Here is a 20097-nt window from a genome sequence, read left to right on the forward strand (position 1 = left end):
ACAGGGGCGAGACCGGCGAGGAGGCAGCGGACATGGCGCGTGCGGGACGAGAGGGGCGCGGCGGACAGGGGCTGGCCCGGGTGGCCGTGGTCGTACGGGCCGGGGCCGCCCCGCTGTGGTGGTCCGGGGTGTTCGCGGCCGGCGTCGGCGTGCTGCCCCCGGGGATCACCGGGCGGCGGATCGGGGTGCTGGCCGGGGCCGCGCTGTTCCTCGTCGGCGCCGCCGTCGTGGCGCTCACCCGCCGCAAGCGGTACACCGCGCTGCTGCACGGAGCCGCCCGGGCCGGGAAGCACGACGTCCTCCAGGACCGGGCGGTGACCGTGCGCAACTGGCGCCGGGGGCACCGCTGGTGGCTGCTGCTGGCCTTCGCCGTCGCGCTCGGCAGCTCCTTCGCGGTGCCCGCCGCGGGCGGCATGCTGCTCGCCGGGACCGGCACCGGGCTGCGGCTGAAGGCCGCCTGGCTGGGCCGCCGGGAGAAGACCGAGGAGCAGCTGATGTGGCTGCGCGTCGACTGGCTCGACCAGCGCGGCGGCCGCCCGGCCGGCAAGACCGTCAAGGCCTACCGCGGCACCGGCATCGCGGCGGGCGACGCGGCCCCGGGCGGGTCCCGCCGGCGCACCGCGGCGCTGGTCTGAAGGTCTTCTAGACCTCCAGGTCCTCCTCGATCCGCTTCAGCTGGTGGCGGGCCATCGCCAGGTTGGCGCGGGCCTGGTCGAGGACCAGGTAGAGGAAGAGGCCGTTGCCGCCGCGGCCCTTGAGCAGCCGGATCAGGTGGTACTGGTTGGAGAGCGTGATCAGGATGTCCTCGATGTCGCCCTTGAGGCCGAGGTGCTCCATGGTGCGCATCTTGGCGCGGATCACATCGGTGTTGCCGGCGGCGGCCACGTTCAGGTCGAAGGTCTTGCTGCCGCCCATCGTGCCCAGCGCCATCCCGCTGGTGTAGTCGACGAGCGCCACGCCGGTGGCGCCCTCGATGGAGGTCAGGCACTCTTTCAGCGCGGTTTCGGTGTTGGCCATGACTTTCTGGTTCCTCTCAACTGTCGGTTGCGGTGCGCGCGTCGGTGGTGGTGCTGGTCCGTGGCGTGCGCGTGGTTCTGGTCCGTGTGGTGGTGGCGCGGGCGGGCCGCAGGGCCTTGGCGGCGTCCTCGGCCGCGTCCACCAGCTCGCCGATCCGGGCGGCGGCGCGCCGCCCCTCCAGGTGCAGCCGGCCGACGTTCACCCGGTCCTCGGCGAGCAGGGTGAGGACGGCACTGCGGCCGGCGGCGTAGGTGGCGACATAGCCGTCCTCGCCGCGCACCAGCAGTTCCCTGAGCTCGCCCTTGCCGGTGGCGTCGGAGACGCGGACGGCGACGCCGAGCTCGGCCGCGGTGAGCGCGGCCAGGCCCTCCGGGTCGACGCCGGGGAGGTCATGGGCGACGACGAGGCCGTCGACGCCGGCCGCGAGCGCGCCGGTGAGCTGGGGCATCCGGGTGCGCAGCCGGCGCAGTTCGTCGAGGACGGCTTCTCTGTCGGAGCTGCCGGCTTCTGCCGCCATCAGCTGTCTCCTCTCGGCGGGGCGGTGCCGTTCAAAGGGCCTCCAGCGCATCCCTGAGCCTCTTCAGCAGCGCGATGTCGGGGTCGGTGACCGGGGGGATCCGGGGCGGGGCGGCGGCCACGGGACGCCCCTTGACGAGGAGCCCGGCCGCCGCCAGCCGTCGTACGTCCACCAGCGTGTGGAAGGCCGGCCGGCCCAGCTCGCGGGCGATCTCCGGGGCCGTGCGGACACCGTCCACCCGGTCCAGGACCGCCCGCTGCCGGAGGGTGACCGGCGGCGGTGCGAGGGGGTCGGCGCGGATCAGCGGGGCGCCGTCCATCGCCGGGTCGGGCCACAGGCGGTCCAGCAGCTCGCGCCGGCGCAGGGTCTCGCGGTCCAGGGCGGTGACGGGGATCGCGGGCAACGGTCCGGCCGCCGAGGTGGCGCCGTACCGGAACCGGCCCGGGGTGCTGCTCGGCGCGAGCGCGAAGTACCCGGCGTCGAACAGCGCGCCGAGCCGGGCGACCTCCAGCGCGCCCCTCGGCAGCAGACCGGCGGCGAGCAGCCGGTGCGCGGCGGCCGGTATGTCGTCGGTCCACGGCCAGACCGCCGGGTCGAGCGTGCCGTGGGCCGTGAGGAGCACGTCGAGGCCGGGGGCGAGCGGGCTCTCGGCGTGCACCACGCGGCCCTCGGCCAGGTGCAGGGTGCCGTGCTCGCGGATCAGGACACCGGTGGCCCGTTCCTCGGCGAGGCGAATCAGCATCGGGGAGAGCGCGCCGGGCGCCCGGTCCGGTGCGGCCGTCCGGTCCCGGACCGGCAGCGGCGGAGGTGTTTCGACCACGGTCATCCCAGCACCAGCCGCTCGGCCATCTCGCCGAGCCGGATCCGGGCGAGGGCGAGGTTGCCGTCCTCGCGGGCCAGCCACAGGTGCAGGAACACCGTGGCGTCGAAGGACGTGACCACGAACCGCAGCAGGTGGTAGCTGTCCCGGTTGCTGACGATCAGGTCCTCCACCGGAGGACTCACGTCGATGTCGTCCCCGGTGCTGAACGCCCCGTGCTCGGCGGCCAGCCGGGCCAGTTCGGCGGCCTCCGCGGCGGTGGTCTCGTGGTCACCGCCCGGCGCCTCCCCGACCGTGCCCAGGGCCAGCCCGCTCGTCCAGTCCACCAGCGCGGCCCCCCGGGCACCGGGCAGACGCATCGCTTCCAGTAAGCACTCGTCGATTCCGGGCACCGTGGCTCCCCTCCCGCCCCCTGGGACTCCGGTTGAGTGACGCAGACACTACGCAACGTGTGCGGGAGGGGTGAGTCGTTTGGCATTTTCCAGTGGAACGTGCGTCCGGCAGGCTAGTGTTGGTCAACTGGGCTGCTTTTCACACCAGTTGATCCCTGTGTCCCTCCTGTCTCAATGGCGCTCGGAAGCGCGCAGGGTGGTGAGCGCGTCCGCGTGCGCCCCTCCGGAATCGGCCACGACCTCGGCGACCGTCTGCGGCTCCCGTACGACGGCGAACGCCAGGCCCCCGTCGCCGTCCGGTGCGAAGCCGTAAACTCCGGGCCGGGCAAGGGAGTTGTAGGAGTAGTGGGTGCCGAAGTAGTACGCCCCGGTGTCCAGCGCGACGGCGAAGTCCCCCTGCTCCAGCAGCGGCAGCGCGCGTCCCTCGGCGAGCAGGTCGCCGGAGAAACAGGCCGGCCCCGCCACGTCCTGCACCACCGCCGGCCCCTCCTTGGGCCGCCCCTTGTCGTCGTACGCGGCGATCCTGAGCGGCCAGGTCCCCGGCACGTACACCGTCCGCGACGCCACCTGCACCCCCGCGTGCGTCACCGCGATCCGCCGCCCGCCGGAGCTCTTGGCGTACTCGACCCGGGCCACCACCGTCCCGTGCCGGGCCAGCAGCGACCGCCCGAACTCCGTCACCAGCCCGTACCGCCCGTCGAACAGCCCCGGCACCGCCTCCGCGAGCAGCCGCGCGTACTGCGCGTACGTCGGCTCCGTCACCTCCGAGGCGAGGTTGACCGAGAGTCCGCCCCCGATGTCGAGGGTGTCGACCTGCCGCCGCCCGGTCCGCGCGTTGATCTCCTCGGCCAGCGCGTACGTCTCCGCCACGCCCCGCGCCAGCAGCGACAGCGAGATCCCCTGCGAGCCGATGTGCGCGTGCAGCCGCGTCAGCCACGGCCGGTCCGCGAACGCCTGGATCACCCACTCCCGGGCCCCCTCGTCGCGCAGCCCCACCCCGAACTTCGAGGTCGCGGTGGCGGTGGAGGTGGCCCCGATGGTGCCGGCCCCGATCTGCGGGTTCACCCGGAGCCCGAGCGCCGAGCGGGTGGCGCCGCCGCCCCGGACGAGGGCGTCGATCCGCCGCAGCTCCTGCGGGTTGTCCGCGTTCACGGCCACGCCCAGCGCCAGCGCCTCGCGCAGCTCCGCCTCGGTCTTCGCGGGCGCGTCGAACACCGTCCGCGCCACCGGCACCCCGGCCGCCCTGGCCAGCGCCAGCTCGCCCGCGCTCGCCACCTCGGCGCCGATGCCCTCCGCGGCCAGCAGCCGCACCACCGGCACCAGCGGGTTCGCCTTCACCGCGAAGGCGTGCAGGATGGCGGTGCCCGGCGCCGCGACCGCTTCGAACGCCCGGTGCAGCGCCGCGGCCGAGGCGCGGATGCCCGTCACGTCCAACAGGCCTACGATCGGCGCGTCCGGCCCCAGCAGTCCCTGCTCCACCGCCGCCCGCACGGCGGCGTCCCGCCGCACGACCCGCTCGCCGTCGTCCCCGCCCGCTTCGGTCTCGTCGACCTCGTTGATCTCTGCGATCTCTTCGTTCGCTTCCACGACGCTCCCCGACATGTCGTCGTCCGCACCGATAAGGCCCATAAGTCCAGCCAAACATCCGGATCGGGCGCACGCTGGCGGACGGATGTATTGACTAGTTCTATTCAGCGGGTCAGGATGTGAATAACCGTAGGAACACCAGGAGGCAGACCATGTCAGGACCCCGCCCCGTACGAGCGCCGCGCGGTACGGAACTGAGTGCCCTGGGATGGCAGCAGGAAGCCGCCCTGCGGATGCTGCAGAACAACCTCGACCCCGAGGTCGCCGAACACCCCGACAAGCTCGTCGTCTACGGCGGCACCGGCAAGGCCGCCCGCGACTGGCGCTCCTTCGACGCGATGGTCCGCACCCTGCGCACCCTCAAGCAGGACGAGACCATGCTGGTCCAGTCCGGCCGCCCGGTCGGCGTGATGCAGACCCACGAGTGGGCCCCGCGCGTCCTCATCGCCAACTCCAACCTGGTCGGCGACTGGGCCAACTGGGAGGAGTTCCGCCGCCTGGAGGCCCTCGGCCTGACCATGTACGGCCAGATGACCGCCGGCTCCTGGATCTACATCGGCACCCAGGGCATCCTCCAGGGCACCTACGAGACCTTCGCCGCCGTCGCCGCGAAGAAGTTCAACGGCACCCTCGCCGGGACCATCACCCTCACCGCCGGTCTCGGCGGCATGGGCGGCGCCCAGCCGCTCGCCGTGACGATGAACGACGGCGTCGCGATCTGTATCGACTGCGACCCGCGCGCCATCGAGCGCCGTATCGAGCACCGCTACCTGGACGTGCGGGCCGACAGCCTGGAGCACGCCCTCCAGCTGGCCACCGAGGCCCGCGACGCCCGCCGCCCGCTCTCCATCGGCCTGCTCGGCAACGCGGCCGAGCTGCTCCCGCGGATGCTCGCCGAGGGCGCCCCGATCGACATCGTCACCGACCAGACCTCCGCGCACGACCCGCTGTCGTACCTGCCGACCGGGGTGGCCTTCGAGGACATGGCCGACGCCGCCGCCAAGGACCCGGCGGGCTTCACCACCCGCGCCCGCGAGTCCATGGCCAAGCACGTCGAGGCCATGGTCGGCTTCATGGACGCCGGCGCCGAGGTCTTCGACTACGGCAACTCCATCCGCGGCGAGGCACAGCTCGCGGGCTACGAGCGGGCGTTCGCCTTCCCCGGCTTCGTCCCGGCCTACATCCGCCCCCTCTTCTGCGAGGGCAAGGGCCCCTTCCGCTGGGCCGCCCTGTCCGGCGAGGCCTCCGACATCGCCAAGACCGACAAGGCCATCCTCGACCTCTTCCCGGAGAACGAGTCCCTCGGCCGCTGGATCAAGATGGCCCAGGAGCGGGTCCACTTCCAGGGCCTGCCCGCGCGCATCTGCTGGCTCGGCTACGGCGAGCGGGACAAGGCCGGCGAGCGCTTCAACGACATGGTGGCGAGCGGCGAGCTGGCCGCACCGCTGGCGATCGGCCGCGACCACCTCGACTGCGGCTCGGTGGCCTCCCCCTACCGCGAGACCGAGGCCATGCTCGACGGCAGCGACGCGATCGCCGACTGGCCGCTGCTCAACGCCATGGTCAACGTGGCCTCCGGCGCCTCCTGGGTCTCCATCCACCACGGCGGCGGGGTCGGCATGGGCCGCTCCATCCACGCCGGGCAGGTGACCGTCGCCGACGGTACGAAGCTGGCCGGCGAGAAGATCCGCCGCGTGCTCACCAACGACCCCGGGATGGGCGTCATCCGGCACGTGGACGCCGGGTACGACATCGCGGAGTCGGTCGCGCAGGAGCGGGGCGTGCGCGTGCCGATGCGTGAAGGTGACGACGCGTGACCTTCCACAGCATGTGGGCGGAGCTGCTGCCGGTCGGCCGCAGCTCCGCCTCCGGCGGCTACCGGCGCTACGCCTGGACCGGTGCCGACACCGACTGCCGCGCCTGGTTCCAGGAGCAGGCGGAGACACGCGGGCTGACCTACGAGGTCGACCGCAACGGCAACCAGTGGGCCTGGCTCGGTGACCCCGCCGCCGGCAACGCCGTCGTCACCGGGTCGCACCTGGACTCCGTGCCGGACGGCGGCGCCTTCGACGGCCCGCTCGGCGTCGTGTCCTCCTTCGCCGCGCTCGACGAACTCCGCGCGCGGGGGGCGGAGTTCACCCGTCCCCTCGCCATCGTCAACTTCGGCGACGAGGAGGGCGCCCGGTTCGGGCTCGCCTGCGTCGGATCGCGGCTGACGGCGGGACAGCTGACCGTCGAGCAGGCGCACCGGCTGACCGACGGTGAGGGGATCAGTCTTCCCCGGGCCATGGAGGCCGCCGGATACGACCCCGACGCCATCGGCGCCGACCCCGAGCGGCTCGCCCGCATCGGCGCCTTCGTCGAGCTCCATGTCGAACAGGGCCGGGCGCTGGACCTGTCCGGGGACCGGGTCGGCGTCGCCAGTGCCATCTGGCCGCACGGACGCTGGCGGTTCGACTTCCGGGGCGAGGCCAACCACGCCGGCACCACCCGGCTGGCCGACCGCCGCGACCCCATGCTGTCCTACGCCGAGACCGTGCTCGCCGCCCGCCGCGAGGCCGAACTCGCCGGTGCCGTCGCCACCTTCGGCAAGATCGCCGTCGAGCCGAACGGCGTCAACGCCATCCCCTCCCTGGTGCGCGGCTGGCTCGACTCCCGCGCCGCCGACCAGGCCACCCTCGACACCGTCGTCGGCGGCATCGAGAAGGCGGCCCGGGAGTACGCGGAGGCGCACGGCATCGATCTCGACGTGGTCCGGGAGTCCTTCACCCCGGTCGTCGAGTTCGACCACGCCCTGCGCGACGAACTGGGCCGCGTCCTCGGCCGGGACACCGGTCTGACCGTGCCCGTCCTGGGCACCGGTGCCGGACACGACGCCGGGATCCTCTCGGGGAGCATCCCGACCGCCATGCTGTTCGTGCGCAACCCCACCGGCGTCTCGCACTCCCCGGCCGAGTTCGCGGCCGAGGACGACTGCGTGGCCGGGGTGAGCGCGCTCGCCGACGTACTGGAAGGGCTGGCCCGCGCGTGACGACACGGACGACGTACTGGTTGGAGTACGCCTGGCTGGACACCTACGTCGAGCCGGGCGTCGCCGTGGAGGTGGCCGACGGCCGCATCACCGCCGTGCGGACGGAGGTCCCCGCGCCGCCGCCGGGCGCCGAGATCCTGCGCGGTCTCACCCTCCCCGGCCTGGCGAACGCCCACTCGCACGCCTTCCACCGCGCCCTGCGCTCCACCGTCCAGGTCGGCTCCGGGACCTTCTGGACCTGGCGCGAGCTGATGTACTCCTTCGCCGACCGGCTGACCCCGGACAGCTACCACGCGCTCGCCCGCGCGGTGTACGCCGAGATGGCGCTGGCGGGCATCGCCTGCGTCGGCGAGTTCCACTACGTGCACCACGCCCCCGACGGCACCCGGTACGCCGACCCCAACGCCATGGGCGAGGCGCTGATCGCGGCCGCCGCCGACGCCGGTATCCGCATCACCCTCCTCGACACCGCGTATCTGTCCGCGGCCATCTTGAATGAGCACCGCGGTGAGCCGCCCAACGCCCACCAACTCCGCTTCTCCGACGGCAGCGCGGAGGCCTGGGCAGAACGCTGTTCAGTTCTCAAGGAACGGGATCACGCACGGATCGGAGCGGCGATCCACTCCGTACGGGCCGTGCCCGCGGGCCAGCTGGCGACCGTGGCCCGCTGGGCCGAGGAGCGGCGCGCCCCGCTGCACGTGCACCTGTCCGAGCAGACGGCGGAGAACGACGCCTGCCAGGCCGCCCACGGAGTCACCCCCACCCGGCTGCTCGCCGACCACGGAGTCCTCGGCCCGCGCACCACCGGCGTCCACAACACCCACCTCACCGACGAGGACATCGCCCTGCTCGGCGGCTCCGGCACCGGCACCTGCATGTGCCCGACGACCGAGCGCGACCTGGCCGACGGCATCGGACCGGCCGTCGCCCTCCAGCGCGCGGGCTCCCCGCTCTCCCTCGGCTCCGACAGCCACGCCGTCATCGACCTGCTCGAAGAGGCACGCGCGATGGAGCTGAACGAGCGGCTGCGCACCCGCACCCGGGGCCACTGGACGGCCGCCGCCCTGCTGCGCGCCGCCTCCGCCGACGGCCACGCCGCCCTCGGCTGGGACGACGCGGGCGCCATCGAGACCGGCATGCTCGCCGACCTCACGACGATCGCGCTCGACTCGGTCAGAACAGCGGGACCGGTGCCGCGGCTCGGCGCCGAGACGGCCGTATTCGCGGCGACGGCAGCGGACGTACGGCACACGGTCGTCGCGGGCCGCCACGTCGTACGGGACGGCGCGCACACCCTCGTACCCGATGTGCCCCAGGCCCTCGCGCGGGCCGTCGAAGCCCTTCGCGCCTGACGACCACCCACGAGGACACCATGAGCAGCAGCACCGTCATCACCAACATCGCCACGCTGGTCACCAACGACCCCTCCCTCGGTGACAACTCCCCTCTCGGTCTGATCCAGGACGCGGCCGTCGTCATCGACGGCGACCGGGTCGTGTGGACCGGTGAATCCAGCAAAGCACCCGCCACTGACAACCGGGTCGACGCGGGCGGCCGGGCGGTGCTGCCGGGCTTCGTGGACTCCCACTCCCACCTGGTCTTCGCGGGCGACCGCACCCAGGAGTTCAACGCCCGCATGTCCGGCCGCTCGTACACGGCCGGCGGCATCCGTACGACGGTCGCGGCGACCCGGGCGGCCACGGACGAGGAACTGGAGCGGAACCTCACGCGTTACCTCGCCGAGGCCCTCCGCCAGGGCACCACCACCTTCGAGACCAAGTCCGGCTACGGCCTGACGGTCGAGGACGAGGCACGGGCCCTGCGCATCGCCGCACAGCACACCGACGAGGTCACCTACCTCGGCGCCCACATCGTCTCCCCGGACTATGCCGACGACCCGGCCGCCTACGTCTCCCTCGTCACCGGCGAGATGCTGGACGCCTGCGCCCCCCACGCCCGCTGGATCGACGTCTTCTGCGAGAAGGGCGCCTTCGACGGCGACCAGGCCCGCGCGATCCTCACGGCGGGCCGGGCGAAGGGCCTGACCCCGCGCATCCACGCCAACCAGCTCTCCTACGGCCCCGGAGTCCAGCTGGCCGTCGAACTGGACGCGGCGAGCGCCGACCACTGCACCCACCTGACGGACGCCGACGTGGACGCCCTCGCCCACGGCCGGACCGTCGCCACCCTCCTGCCGGGCGCCGAGTTCTCCACCCGGGCCGAGTGGCCGGACGCCCGCCGCCTCCTCGACGCGGGCGTCACCGTCGCCCTCTCCACGGACTGCAACCCGGGCTCCTCCTTCACCTCCTCCGTCCCCTTCTGCATCGCCCTGGCCGTACGGGACATGCGCATGACCCCGGACGAGGCGGTCTGGTCGGCGACGGCGGGCGGCGCGAAGGCCCTGAGGAGGGACGACATCGGCCGCCTCACCCCCGGCGCGTACGCCGACCTGATCCTTCTCGACGCCCCGAGCCACGTCCACCTGGCCTACCGCCCGGGCGTTCCGCTGGTCAGCGAGGTGTGGCGGCGGGGCGTACGGGTCGGCGCCTGAGTCAGCGCGCCCCCGCCCGCCAGTGCTGGGGGGTGCTGTCGGTCACCCGGTCCAGGGAGAGCTGGTCGTCGCCGTCGGGGGTGAGGGCCGTCTCCAGGGCGATGGCCGGGCGGATCTCGCCGTCGGGGGTCACGGTGAAGCGGAGGTTGATGCCGTGGTCGCCGTCGATCGAGGAGCACTGCCAGATGCCGACGCCTTTGTCGATCGCACCCCGGCTGTCCAGGCAGAAGTCGGGGTCCTCGGCGGACTGCAGGACGCCCCGGGACTCGTCGACGCGCCAGCGCTGGGTGGCGGAACCGGAGCAGGGGGCCGTGACGACGTCGGTGCCGTTGTCGAAGTCGGCGTCGAGGACGTCCAGGCAGCGGGCGGTGGCGGCGTTCACGACCTGGGTGTAGGCGGCGCCCGGGGGCTTCGGGGTGGGGGACGGGGTCGGGGTGGGGGACGTGCTGTGTGACATACCACTGGACGTGGGGGACACGAGGGACGGCGACGGCGACGGCGACGCGGCCCCCGTAGGAGACACAGTCGTCGTCGCCGTCACGGTCACCTGGGGGCTCGCGGGCGGTGGTGTCGCGGCCGCCCCGGTCCGGGCCTGGGAGTCCGGGCGGGTCAGCAGGTAGAGGAGCAGCGGTATCAGGGCCGCGGCCAGGGCCGTGGAGGTCAGCAGGAGACGGCGGGACGGGGGCCGGCGCCGGTGCGGCGGCAGGGGGTCGGCGGGCGGCGCTGGCGGGGTGTCGTGTCGTACGTACGCGGTTCCGGCCCAGGGCAGCAGCCCCTCCGCCAGCGTCTCGCGCGGGGTGTCCCGCAGCGCGGTGAGGTCCTCGAACGCCGCCGTGCAGTGCGGGCAGTGCGCCATGTGCGCGTGCAGGTCGGCGCTGTACCGGGGGTTCTCCGGGCGTACCGACTCCTCGATCAGGCGGCGGAAGTCCGCGCAGCGGGGGTCGTCGGAGGCGGCCAGCCGGGTGCGGAGGCAGGCCTGGGCCAGCGAGTGCAGGGCGGGCGGGGTGCCGTGGCGGACGTCCTCGGGGGTCAGGCCGAGGTGGGCGACGGTCAGGGCGCGGGGCTCGCGGTCCACGACGTCGTACCAGATGAGGCCCTGGGCGCGGGACGGCAGGGACTGGAACGCCGGCAGCAGGGGCGGGGTCGGGGCGCCGCCGGTGCCGGAGGAGTTGAGGACCAGGAGGAAGGTGGGGTCCAGGGCGGCCGAGCGCTCGTCGTGCGGCCAGTCGGCGGCCAGCCGGGCGGTCAGCAGGAGCAGATGGTGGCGGAGCGGGACGACCGGCTCGGCGCCGCCCGCGATCTCCCGGGCGGCGGTGGTGAAGGTGTCCGCGGTCAGCCGGCGGGCCGCCGCGTCGCCGGCCGTGCAGAGGCGGGCGTAGGCGAGCACCGCGGAGTGGTGGCGGCCGCGGAGTTCCTGGAGCGCGGGGTACGCGGTGGCGGTGGGGGTGCGCAGGAGTTCGGTCAGGCGCGTGTCCGAGGGCGGGTTGTCCTGGACCATCGTGCACCCCTTGTCGCCGGGCGTCCTTGCTGACGTACCGGCCAGTTTGGGGCGTGGGTGCTGCTGCGCGTGGAGCTTTGGCCAAAGACGTGGCGGGCCGGGGCGCGGGTCCCCCCGTCGCCCCGGCGCTGCGACCGCCGACCCGGCTCACTCCTCCAGCGTCAGCGCCTTGCGCAGCTGTACCAGCGTCCGGGAGAGCAGCCGGGACACATGCATCTGGGAGATGCCGAGTTCGTCGCCGATCTCCGACTGGGTCATGCCCGCGACGAAGCGCAGGGAGAGGATCTTCCGGTCCCTGGGCGGGAGTTCGGCGATCAGCGGCTTCAGGGACTCGATGTACTCGATGCCTTCGAGGCCGTGGTCCTCGTAGCCGATGCGGTCCGCGAGGGCGCCCTCGGACTCGTCCTCCTCCGGCTGCGCGTCCAGGGAGGAGGCGGTGTACGCGTTGGAGGCGGCCATGCCCTCGACGACCTCGTCGTCGGAGAGGCCGAGGCGTTCGGCCAGCTCCGCGACGGTGGGCGCGCGGTCCAGCTTCTGGGCCAGTTCGTCGCCCGCCTTCGCGAGGTCGAGGCGGAGCTCCTGGAGGCGGCGCGGGACCCGTACCGACCACGACGTGTCGCGGAAGAAGCGCTTGATCTCGCCGATGATCGTCGGCATCGCGAAGGTGGGGAACTCGACACCGCGGGACAGCTCGAAGCGGTCGATCGCCTTGATCAGGCCGATCGTGCCGACCTGGATGATGTCCTCCATCGGCTCGCTGCGCGAGCGGAAGCGGGAGGCGGCGAACTTGACCAGCGCGAGGTTCAGCTCGACGAGGGTGTTGCGGACGTACGCGTACTCGTACGTGCCTTCCTCCAGCGACTCCAGCCGCTCGAAGAGGGTCTTGGACAGGGCTCGCGCGTCGACCGCGCCGACCTCGTCGTACGGGGGGATCTCGGGGAGTCCGAGCCCCGCGACACTGCCCTCGATGGCATCCAGTTGTTCCGGTGGGGGTGTCGACGTCGCCGTCCGGGTATGCGATGCGTCGAGCCGGGGTGACATGGTGTCCTCCATCGTTCTCGGCATAAGGCTGCCGAAGCCGTGCGTGCACTGCGGTGTGCGGCGCCTCCAAAGCCGGCCGTGTCGGTTTGCGTGTCCCTACTAGCCCTACCCGCTCCGCCGAGCCACTCGCAAGTCCGTTCTATTAGTATGTGTCCGGATTTGAGAGGTTGTTCGGGTGTCGGGTTGCGTGCAGAAGGCGTAATGTTCGAGGGCGTCGACACGGCGTTCGGCGGACATCGGTGGGCATCGTCAGACATCGGTCAGACGGTGGCAGAAGCGGTCACGACCTCGGGAGAGAGACGGCAATGGACCACGGGACGGTCGGCAGCGCACAGTCGGGCCGGCTGCTGGTGGAGGTGCGGGAAGAGGGCTCCAGCGCCGTCGTGATTCCGGCGGGTGAGCTCGATCACCACACCGCCGATCTGCTGCGCGAGCCGCTCGACGATCTACTCGGCAAAGGCTTCTCACGCCTTGTCGTCGACTGCTCACGCCTTGAGTTCTGCGACTCCACCGGGCTGAACGTGCTGCTCGGCGCCCGGCTGCGGGCCGAGGCCGCCGGTGGCGGGGTGCACCTCGCCGGGATGCTGCCCGTCGTCGCCCGGGTCTTCGAGATCACCGGGGCCGAGGCGGTCTTCACCGTCCACGACTCCGTCGAGGCGGCCCTGGCCGACGAAACCGGCGACAAGGGCTGAGCCCGGGCCCGGCGTCCGGAACCGGGGGGTGTTCCGGCGGATCGGTCGGGCAGGAGAGATTCTGGATCTGTCGGCGACCCACCCGGCCACGCTTGAGTGGCTCATGCCGACGGGTCCGTACGACACTGCAGCACACGAACTCTTTGAATCGTGAACCGGTGAAACGGTGAGGTGAAGCGCTGATGAGCACCACCCGGCCTTACCCGCCGGGCGACCGCGGCCCGGAGCCCAGCGGCGCTTCCGGGATGTCCGAGGGGACGGCGTCCGAGGCGCCGTCCGCCTCGTCGGGGGGTCGTCAGGTCCGCAGGATCCGTCTCGACGGCGAGAGCGGGGTCGTTCCACTCGCCCGCGACTTCGCCCGGCAGGCGCTGTACGCGTGGGGGTGGCTGCCGGCGGCGACCGCCGACCGGCGGGCGGCCGCCGAGGATGTGCTGCTCGTGGTCTCCGAACTCGTCACCAACGCGTGTCTCCATGCGGAGGGGCCGGACGAGTTGTTCCTGGCCTGCGACAACAAGGTGATCCGGGTGGAGGTGTCGGACCGGGGGACCGGGCAGCCGGCGCCGCGGACGCCGCACCGGGCGGGGCGGCCGGGTGGGCACGGGATGTTCATCGTGCAGCGGCTGTGTCTGGACTGGGGGGTCGTACGGACGCCGGGGGCGGCCGGTAAGACCGTTTGGGCGGAGTTGGGGGCACCCGCCTAAGGGGCGGCGGCTTGGTGTTCGTGCGCGGCTGCGGGTGGTGGGTGGTTGCGCGCGCAGTTCCCCGCGCCCCTACGGGGCGCCAGGCATCCCCACACTTCCGCCACGCCCTTTCTCTTCCCTCCTCATGAGCCCCGGCGTACCTTGACGGCCCATCTGATACGCCGTCAGGAATGAGGTGGACCGTCGTGCCGTCCTCCAAGCGAACCGCCGCGCTCGTGTCCGCCGCCGCGCTGGCCGGGTCGGCGGTGCTGTTGGCCGCCCCGGCGGCGCACGCCACCGTCGTCGACGTCAACTACGCCTGCAAGACGCCGATCGGCAACAAGAGCGCCGTCTCCCCGATCGACATCAAGGGCGTCAAGAGCGGCAGCGGCTACAAGATCACGATGTCCTGGCAGAAGGGCGTCTCCTCCAGCCCCGTCGAACTCGGCAAGGGCGCCATGAACCCCAGCGCCACCATCAAGCTCGGCGGCGCCGACAGCGGCACGATGAACGTGACCGGCTCGCCCAACCAGGCCGCGATCCCCGCCAACACCCCCATCAAGATCAACGACTTGAGCGGGACCTACACGCCGGAGAAGAGCGGCAAGGTGACCTTCACCCCGGGCACGCTCATCATCAAGGCGCTCGGCACGACGACGACCTGCAACCCCACCAACAACCCCGGCCCCGCCCTGACGCTGGACGTGACCGCGTCGGGATCCGGTTCGACCGGTTCCGGCTCGTCGTCCTCCGGCGGCACCGGCGCCGACTCCGCGGGCACCCTCCCCAAGACCGGCCCCGAGGACTCGTTCGTCGCCCTCGGCACCCTCGGCGGCACCGTGCTGCTCGCGGGCGCGGCCGGCGCCCTCTGGCTGACCCGGCGGAACCAGACCGTACGCCGCTGACCCGCCGGGTCCGACCGCTGGAGCCGCCCATGCCGTCCGCCCAGTCCGCCGCCCGTGTCCTCGGCGTCACCGTCCTGACCCTGCTCGCCGCGACCCCGCGCGCGGCGGCCGCCGAGGGCTGGTCCCTCGCGCCCGCGGGCGCCGGCCGCCCGTCCGTCTACGCCGAGGGCGCCCCCGGAACGGTCCTCCAGGACACCGTGTCGGTGCGCAACCCCGGCGGACGGCCGGTCACGGTACGGCTGTCGGGCACCGGCGTGCCCCTCACCTTCGCCGAGCCGGACATCCGCGTCCCGGCCCGCACCCGCGCCGACGTCCCCTTCACGATGACCGTCCCGGCCGGCGCCGCCCCCGGCGACCGCTCCGGCACGCTGGTCGCCAAGGACACCGACGGCCGCACCGCCACCGTCCGCATCCGCCTGAGGGTCGGCGGCCCCACCCTGTCCGCGCTGACCGTCGAACACATCGCCGTCCACGGCGACCGCATCACGTACCAGCTGGTCAACAGGGGTACGACCGTGCTCGCACCGAAGCTGGCGGTGCGCGCCCACGGCCTCCTCGGCCGGGTCCTGCTGGACCGGGCGCCGCGCGCCCTCCCGGTCCGCCTCGCCCCCGGCACCCGCACCGAACTCAGCGAACCCTGGCCCGGCCACCCGGCCCTGGACGCGGTCGACGTCCGGCTGACGGCGACGGCGGCGGGCGGCGCGCACGACACCGCGGGCACGAGCGCCCGGTTCGTGCCCTGGGGTGCGGTGGCCGGAACCGCGGGCGTGCTGACGGCCGGGGCGGCGGGGGCGGCCGTGACGGTCGTACAACGGCGCGGGCGGCGCGGGGACGGGCCGGCCGGACCCCTGCCCACGACGGGCACGGACACCGACGTCGAGTTGACGGGAGCGGCGAGGTGAGAGTGCGTGCGGTCCTGATACTGGCGGCGGTGTGCGCGCTGCTGCTGGCGCCCGCGGCGCCCATGGCGGCGGCGGCCGGCGGTCCGGCCGTCAAGGTCTCCGAGTCCCAGGCCGGAACCGGCGGTTCGATCACGGTCAGCGGCACCGGCTGGCGGTCGCACACCCTGCTGATGATGCTGATCTGCGGTCAGGCCAGCCCGTCCCGGGGCGTGATCGGCGGCACCAACTCCTGCGCCAACGCCGACGGCCGGGCCGTCACCACCGACGCCGACGGCCACTTCAGCAAGCGGCTCCCGGTCGCCGAACCCCCGGTGCCCTGCCCCTGCGTGGTGCACGTGGCCACCGTGACCGGGGCGAACGCCGACGCGGACGCCGCCTTCCAGGTCGCCGGACACCCCGTGAAGGCACTGCCCAAAGAGTCCACCGGCGGCCGTCTCTCCATCCTCACGGACACCCGCCTCGACGGCTCCTCGGGCCTGCTGACCTGGTTCGGCGCACCCCCCTCCCGGACCCTCGTCTTCACCATCGGCAACGCGGGGTCGAGCACCCTCAAGGACCCCGTCTTCCAAGTCGGCACCTCGCACGGCGTGTTCGCCCCGCAGTGGGACGAGCAGCAGTGGCGCGGCACCCTCGCACCCGGCAAGAAGGCGCGGGTCGAACTGCCCGTCGAACTCTCCGCCGGAGCGCACGGCGACTACAACGTCTCCCTCAAGTACGACGGCAAGGTCCTCGCCGAGCAGCCCTGGGGCGTCGGCCGCCCGTGGGGCGTGACCCTCTTCTGGATCCTGCTCTGCGTGGTCGTACCGGCGGCGGTCTTCCGCATCGGCATGGCGGTGGTGGACCGGGTACGGCCGCCCCGCGCCGGCGGCATCCGCCATCGCGGGATGCACCGCCCGACCCTGCGTCTGCCGCGCCTGCGCACGTCGGAGCCCGCCCCCGCCACCACCGCGACCCTGCCGTGGTTCACCCCCGACACCGATCCGGGCACGGCCACCGGTCGGCTCTCCGCACCGCACGACGACAGTCCGGCGAGTCCTACGACTCCCACCACGAAGGGACCCACATGATCATGCGAAGGAGAGTGACACCGGTCAGAGCGGGTGCGGCGGCGGCCGCGCTGGTCCTCGGCGGGGCGGGCGTCCTGCTCGGCGCGGCCGCCGGGACCGCACAGGCGGCCGAGGTGTCGTACGCCACCCACTGCGTACCGCCCGCCGGGGTCGCCGATCCGATCGACGGAACCACCAAGGTCGAGATCACCGCGCCCGCCACCGCGAAGGTCGGTGACACGGTCGACATCACCTGGAAGTTCGTGCAGGCCGCGTCCAAGAACCCGGACATCATCGACCTGCCCGCGAACACCGTCCAGCCGTCCGGCACGGTCAAGGCGGCCGGCGCCCAGACCGCCGACATCGCGATGCAGGGGCCGCGCGAGAACCCGGCGATCCCCAAGGGCGGCGACATGGTGCTGTCCGACATGACGGGCTCGCTGAAACTGACGTCACCGGGCTCGGTGACGCTCACCCCGGACGCGTACACGGTCAACGCGTACGGGACGGACACCGTGTGCACCCCGTCCGGGACGGTGCCGCAGGCGGCGACGATCGAGGTGACCGGCACCGGTTCGACCGACTCGGCGAGCCCGTCGGACAGCACCTCGGCGTCGGCGTCGGCGTCCGCTTCCCCCTCCGACTCGGCCTCCGCCTCCGCGTCCGCGTCGGCCTCCGCGTCGGCCTCCGCCTCCGACGGCACCGGCCAGACCGACTTCACGGGCAAGGAGGTCAAGATCCCCTACGCCTGCAAGACGCCCCTCGGCCCCAAGAGCGCGACCTCGCCGGTGCAGATCAACGCCAAGAAGGACGGCGGCAGTTTCGACCTCACCGTGCAGTTCAACGGGTCGGTCATGGACAGCCCCGCCGACATCCCGGCGGACAAGGTGAAACCGTCGATGGAGGTGGTTCTGGGCGGCGCCGACACGGGCACGGTCCACGTGGAGGGCCCGACGAACTCCGAAGCGATCAAGACCGGGGACCCGATCAAGATCCCCGACCTGACGGGCACGTACAAGCCGGGCGCGAGCGGCGAGTCGACGCTGTCGCCGGGCGTCCTGACGGTCGAGGCACTGGGCACGACCACGACCTGCACCCCGACGAAGACCGAGGTCTCCCTGACCCTCGACACCACGGAACAGGCGAGCGGCGCGTCCGGCAGCACGACGACCTCCGGCGGCTCGTCGTCATCGAGCAGCGGCGGCCTGGCGGAGACCGGTGACAGCAGCAACGGCGCCCTGAAGGCGCTGGGCCTGGTGGCAGGAACGGCCATCCTGCTGGGCGGCGCGGTCTTCACCTTCATGCCTCGAAAGAGGACGAGGTAGTTCCCTAGGGGCGCGGGGCTGCATCTGATGTGCGGCTCCGCCGCGTGGGCGCGACCAGCCACACACAACCGATTGCCGAAAACGCAAGAGGGCCACCCCATCCAAAAGATGCGGTGGCCCTCCGTCAGAAGACGATCAGTGAACGTCGCCCATGAGCTCCCGGACCTTCTTCCGGTACATCCACACGGCCGCACCGGCCAGCACCGCCAGCACCGCCTGGAACGCCACGATCCCCGTCTTGTTGAGGTCGACGCCCGCGATGGACAGCAGCCCGGTCGTCGCGTCACCCGCGGTGACCGCGAGGAACCACACGCCCATCATCTGGGACGCGTACTTCGCGGGAGCCATCTTCGTCGTGACCGACAGGCCCACCGGGGACAGCATCAGCTCACCCACGGTCTGCACGAAGTAGATCCCGACCAGCCACATCGCAGCGGCCTTGTGACCACCGTCGGCGATCGACAGCGGCGCGAGGAACAGGAAGAACGACGCACCGATCAGCACCAGACCACCGGCGAACTTCACGGCCGTGCTCGGCTCCTTGCCCCGGCGGGCCATCGCCAGCCACGCCCAGGCGAAGACCGGCGCGAACGCCATGATCATGACCGGGTTGACGGACTGGTACCAGGAGACCGGGAAGTTCCAGCCGAAGATCGTGTTCTTCGCGGAGGCGTCGGCGAACAGGGAGACGGTCGAACCGCCCTGGTCGTAGATCATCCAGAAGACGGCGGCGGCCACGAAGAACCAGATGTAGGCGCTCATCTTGGACTGCTCGGCGCGGTCCAGGTCCTTGTCCCGCTTGATGCGGCCGATGACGACGACCGGGATCACCAGACCGGCGATGGTGATCGGGACCAGCAGCCAGTTCAGGGTGTAGACGCCGGAGACACCGACGACGACGTAGAAGACCGCGGCGACGGCGGCCCAGAAGCCGGCCTTCGTCAGCGTCGCCTTCTTCTCCGCGTCGGACAGCGGGGTGGGGACGATGTCCGAACGCGAGCTCAGGTGGCGGGTGCCGAGCAGGAACTGGGCGAGGCCCAGCGCCATGCCGACCGCGGCCAGCGCGAAGCCGAGGTGCCAGTTGTAGTTCTCGCCGACCGTGCCGATGACCAGCGGCGCGGCGAACGCGCCCAGGTTGATGCCGATGTAGAAGAGCGTGAAGCCACCGTCACGGCGCGGGTCGTCCGGACCGTCGTACAGGTGGCCGACCATCGTGGAGATGTTGGCCTTCAGCAGACCCGAACCTATGGCGACCAGGCCGAGGCCGGCGAAGAAGGTGCCGGAGCTGGGCAGTGCCAGCGTCAGGTGGCCGAGCATGATGACCGCGCCCGCGACGGCGACCGTCTTGCGGGGGCCGAGGACACGGTCGGCGAACCAGCCGCCCGGCAGGGCGAGCAGGTACACGAGCGACAGGTACACGGAGTAGATCGCCGTCGCCGTGGCCGCGCTCATGTGCAGGCCGCCGGGAGCGACCAGGTACAGCGGGAGCAGGGCCTTCATGCCGTAGTAGGAGAATCGCTCCCACATCTCGGTCATGAAGAGAGTGGCCAGTCCGCGGGGGTGGCCGAAGAAGGTCTTCTCGGAACCGGGGGTGCCCGGTCGGACCGAGTCCTTCGTCAGGCTGGACGCCATGGTCGTTCCTTGCTGGTCGGAGCGCGCGGTGGGGCTGTGCGCGCCCGTGGGGGGAGCGGCCGGCACCGGCGGGTCGGACCGTCCACCCCACGCCCAGGGGGAGCCCGCCCCGGATCACGGGGCGGCGGACGGCGACCACCGGGATCCACGCCCCGTGACGCTGTGTCGCGTCCGGAGCCCGGCCAGAGGTCATTCCTTTCGAGGCTGGCAGGCCAGCCCGCACACAAAAGAGACCTTCAGCGTCAAGATGACCACCAAAGGTCCCCGGGTGTACTACAGGCGTTCACGTCACTGTACGTCAGGACACTGCCGGATATGGAAGGACTTGAGACACGGATCACAGGTGTCGGGGGAACCGTGCGCGCGGTTTCGAAGGTCCGTCCTACGATCTCACCTGTCGCCCATAGGTTCGTACCACTGTGCCCCAAGGTAAGAATCCCGGGTGCCGATCACACTCCAGT

The 20097-nt window shown here is 72.4% G+C and carries 19 protein-coding genes; 11 read left to right on the forward strand and 8 right to left on the reverse strand.

The annotated features are described in order from the left end of the window. Window positions 1-32 precede the first annotated feature (32 nt). Window positions 33-635, forward strand: a complete 603-nt coding sequence (locus ACIPSJ_RS30805; RefSeq protein WP_359212973.1) for a hypothetical protein — start codon at window positions 33-35, stop codon at window positions 633-635. Between the two features lie 7 nt (window positions 636-642). Here ACIPSJ_RS30805 and ACIPSJ_RS30810 read toward each other — a convergent pair whose 3' ends face one another. From ACIPSJ_RS30810 to ACIPSJ_RS30830, 5 genes are all read right to left on the reverse strand, one after another. Next, a complete protein-coding gene (locus tag ACIPSJ_RS30810) occupies window positions 643-1017 on the reverse strand; it encodes a hypothetical protein (RefSeq protein ID WP_359212976.1) in 375 nt (124 codons plus the stop codon). Between the two features lie 16 nt (window positions 1018-1033). After that, the gene (locus ACIPSJ_RS30815; RefSeq protein ID WP_359212978.1) at window positions 1034-1534 is read right to left on the reverse strand and encodes a roadblock/LC7 domain-containing protein; all 501 of its coding nucleotides are present in this window, start codon (window positions 1532-1534) and stop codon (window positions 1034-1036) included. 31 nt (window positions 1535-1565) lie between these two features. Then, complete coding sequence (locus ACIPSJ_RS30820; protein WP_355717322.1) at window positions 1566-2360, reverse strand: transcriptional regulator; 795 nt, start codon at window positions 2358-2360, stop codon at window positions 1566-1568. Then, window positions 2357-2746 (reverse strand): hypothetical protein, encoded by a 390-nt coding sequence (locus tag ACIPSJ_RS30825; RefSeq protein ID WP_359212981.1) that lies wholly within the window; start codon window positions 2744-2746, stop codon window positions 2357-2359. The genes ACIPSJ_RS30820 and ACIPSJ_RS30825 overlap by 4 nt, the downstream gene beginning before the upstream one ends. A 171-nt stretch (window positions 2747-2917) precedes the next feature. After that, entirely contained in the window at window positions 2918-4348 is a 1431-nt protein-coding gene (locus ACIPSJ_RS30830; RefSeq protein WP_401350980.1) for a diaminopimelate decarboxylase, read from the reverse strand. 137 nt (window positions 4349-4485) lie between these two features. Between ACIPSJ_RS30830 and hutU the strand changes: the two genes are divergently transcribed. Genes hutU through hutI form a run of 4 tightly spaced genes read left to right on the forward strand, consistent with a single transcriptional unit; the run spans window position 4486 to window position 9915 of the window. After that, the gene (gene hutU, locus ACIPSJ_RS30835) at window positions 4486-6150 is read left to right on the forward strand and encodes a urocanate hydratase (protein WP_355717327.1); all 1665 of its coding nucleotides are present in this window, start codon (window positions 4486-4488) and stop codon (window positions 6148-6150) included. After that, window positions 6147-7364, forward strand: coding sequence for an allantoate amidohydrolase (locus tag ACIPSJ_RS30840; RefSeq protein WP_401350903.1), 1218 nt, complete (start codon window positions 6147-6149; stop codon window positions 7362-7364). The genes hutU and ACIPSJ_RS30840 overlap by 4 nt, the downstream gene beginning before the upstream one ends. Further along, the gene (locus ACIPSJ_RS30845) at window positions 7361-8716 is read left to right on the forward strand and encodes a formimidoylglutamate deiminase (RefSeq protein ID WP_401350905.1); all 1356 of its coding nucleotides are present in this window, start codon (window positions 7361-7363) and stop codon (window positions 8714-8716) included. The genes ACIPSJ_RS30840 and ACIPSJ_RS30845 overlap by 4 nt, the downstream gene beginning before the upstream one ends. 20 nt (window positions 8717-8736) lie before the next feature. Further along, on the forward strand, window positions 8737-9915 hold the full coding sequence (gene hutI, locus ACIPSJ_RS30850) for an imidazolonepropionase (RefSeq protein WP_401350906.1): 1179 nt from the start codon (window positions 8737-8739) through the stop codon (window positions 9913-9915). Between the two features lies 1 nt (window position 9916). Here hutI and ACIPSJ_RS30855 read toward each other — a convergent pair whose 3' ends face one another. Next, a complete protein-coding gene (locus tag ACIPSJ_RS30855; protein ID WP_401350907.1) occupies window positions 9917-11413 on the reverse strand; it encodes a ricin-type beta-trefoil lectin domain protein in 1497 nt (498 codons plus the stop codon). 147 nt (window positions 11414-11560) lie between these two features. Next, complete coding sequence (locus tag ACIPSJ_RS30860; RefSeq protein ID WP_401350982.1) at window positions 11561-12454, reverse strand: RNA polymerase sigma factor SigF; 894 nt, start codon at window positions 12452-12454, stop codon at window positions 11561-11563. A 305-nt stretch (window positions 12455-12759) separates the two neighbouring features. Here ACIPSJ_RS30860 and ACIPSJ_RS30865 point away from each other — a divergent pair, with 305 nt between their 5' ends. The 6 genes from ACIPSJ_RS30865 to ACIPSJ_RS30890 all read left to right on the forward strand — a co-directional run bounded on the left by ACIPSJ_RS30865 (window position 12760) and on the right by ACIPSJ_RS30890 (window position 18004). Then, window positions 12760-13146 carry an STAS domain-containing protein gene (locus ACIPSJ_RS30865; protein ID WP_401350909.1) on the forward strand — a complete coding sequence of 129 codons (387 nt, stop codon included), beginning with the start codon at window positions 12760-12762 and terminating at the stop codon, window positions 13144-13146. Window positions 13147-13328: 182 nt separating this feature from the next. Further along, window positions 13329-13847, forward strand: coding sequence for an ATP-binding protein (locus ACIPSJ_RS30870; protein ID WP_401350910.1), 519 nt, complete (start codon window positions 13329-13331; stop codon window positions 13845-13847). 170 nt (window positions 13848-14017) lie between these two features. After that, entirely contained in the window at window positions 14018-14731 is a 714-nt protein-coding gene (locus tag ACIPSJ_RS30875) for an LPXTG cell wall anchor domain-containing protein (RefSeq protein ID WP_401350912.1), read from the forward strand. Between the two features lie 29 nt (window positions 14732-14760). Next, window positions 14761-15633: a hypothetical protein gene (locus tag ACIPSJ_RS30880; RefSeq protein ID WP_359213001.1), complete on the forward strand. Its 873-nt coding sequence runs from the start codon at window positions 14761-14763 to the stop codon at window positions 15631-15633. Continuing rightward, window positions 15630-16700, forward strand: coding sequence for a hypothetical protein (locus ACIPSJ_RS30885; protein ID WP_401350914.1), 1071 nt, complete (start codon window positions 15630-15632; stop codon window positions 16698-16700). The genes ACIPSJ_RS30880 and ACIPSJ_RS30885 overlap by 4 nt, the downstream gene beginning before the upstream one ends. Further along, window positions 16697-18004 (forward strand): hypothetical protein, encoded by a 1308-nt coding sequence (locus tag ACIPSJ_RS30890; RefSeq protein ID WP_401350916.1) that lies wholly within the window; start codon window positions 16697-16699, stop codon window positions 18002-18004. The genes ACIPSJ_RS30885 and ACIPSJ_RS30890 overlap by 4 nt, the downstream gene beginning before the upstream one ends. 135 nt (window positions 18005-18139) lie before the next feature. On the opposite strand, the gene ACIPSJ_RS30895 is transcribed toward ACIPSJ_RS30890, so the two are convergent. After that, window positions 18140-19636 carry an oligopeptide:H+ symporter gene (locus ACIPSJ_RS30895; RefSeq protein WP_359213007.1) on the reverse strand — a complete coding sequence of 499 codons (1497 nt, stop codon included), beginning with the start codon at window positions 19634-19636 and terminating at the stop codon, window positions 18140-18142. Window positions 19637-20097 lie beyond the last annotated feature (461 nt).

It is taken from the genome of Streptomyces sp. NPDC090088 (assembly GCF_044747345.1).
Classification (GTDB): domain Bacteria; phylum Actinomycetota; class Actinomycetes; order Streptomycetales; family Streptomycetaceae; genus Streptomyces.